Genomic DNA, 1,131 nt, shown 5'->3' with positions numbered 1-1,131 from the left:
CTCCCGGACTCCGGGAGGGCAGGCCCTTCGGCATTTCGGTACGCCGAAGGGCCCGCCGGATCGACCGGCGCTCAGCCCAGGAGGGCGCGGATGAAGGGGAGCAGGGCGCGGAAGGCCTGGCCGCGGTGGGAGATGGCGTTCTTCTCCGCCGGGGTCAGTTCCGCGCACGTGCGGGTGTCGCCCAGCGGCTGGAGGATCGGGTCGTAGCCGAAGCCGCCCGTCCCGGACGGGGTGTGGCGGAGGGTGCCCAGGAGGCGGCCCTCGACGACGCGTTCGGTGCCGTCCGGGAGGGCCAGGGCCGCCGCGCACGCGAAGTGGGCCCCGCGGTTCTCGTCGGCGATGTCGCCGAGCTGCGCCAGCAGCAGGTCCAGGTTGGCCTTGTCGTCGCCGTGGGTGCCGGCCCAGCGGGCCGAGAAGATGCCGGGGGCGCCGTGCAGGACGTCCACGCAGAGGCCGGAGTCGTCGGCGACCGCCGGGAGGCCGGTGGCGCGGGCCAGGGCGTGGGCCTTCAGGAGGGCGTTCTCGGCGAAGGTGACGCCGGTTTCCTTGACGTCCGGGATCTCGGGGTACGCGTCCGCGCCGACCAGCTCGTGCGGCAGGCCGGCGTCGGACAGGATCGCGCGGAGTTCGGAGACTTTGCCCGCGTTGCGGGTGGCCAGGATGAGGCGGCTGGGCGTCGAGGTCATGCCCCCATTATCCCGGGGTGCAGACCTTGGACAGCTCGCTTGCCGCGTCCGCGACCGGCTGGATGTCCGGGGCGTTGTTGCCGCTCTCGATGGAGGCACGGACGTTCTTGACGGCCGTGTTCATGGAGTCGATGGCCTTGCTGAGGTCCGCGTTGTCCGTCTGGTCGCCGACCTTCTTCAGGTTCGTCTCGATCTGGTTGAGCGCGTTCTGGGCGTCCTGGGGGCTGTTGCCCGCCTGGGAGACGGCCTGCTGGAGGTCGTTCGCACCGTCCGTGATGGCCACGGCCGTGTTCGCGCAGTCCATCGCCGTGGAGATCGCGTCGCAGGAGGACAGGGCCGGGACGGTGAGTACGGCGGCCACGGCTATGGCCGCTATGCGGAGCTTCATGCGGTTCTCCCCCTGAGGGTTCGGGTGTTACGAGGACGGGCGCACGGTGGCGAAACC

The 1,131-nt window shown here is 71.4% G+C and carries 2 protein-coding genes; both read right to left on the bottom strand.

The genetic code is table 11. The features are described 5' to 3' along the window. Window positions 1-71 precede the first annotated feature (71 nt). Window positions 72-686: an RdgB/HAM1 family non-canonical purine NTP pyrophosphatase gene (gene rdgB / locus ACWGIU_RS38300; RefSeq protein ID WP_453712762.1), complete on the bottom strand. Its 615-nt coding sequence runs from the start codon at window positions 684-686 to the stop codon at window positions 72-74. 7 nt (window positions 687-693) lie between these two features. After that, entirely contained in the window at window positions 694-1,074 is a 381-nt protein-coding gene (locus ACWGIU_RS38295; RefSeq protein WP_453712761.1) for a hypothetical protein, read from the bottom strand. Window positions 1,075-1,131: the final 57 nt, after the last annotated feature.

The sequence above is a fragment of the Streptomyces sp. NPDC054840 genome (genome assembly GCF_053611065.1).
This window is presented reverse-complemented; position numbering and strand designations above follow the sequence as displayed.

Coding starts and splice junctions, on each gene's coding strand:
- rdgB (WP_453712762.1), bottom strand. CDS start 686: ATGACCTCGACGCCCAGCCGCCTCATCCTGGCCACCCGCAACGCGGGC.
- ACWGIU_RS38295 (WP_453712761.1), bottom strand. CDS start 1,074: ATGAAGCTCCGCATAGCGGCCATAGCCGTGGCCGCCGTACTCACCGTC.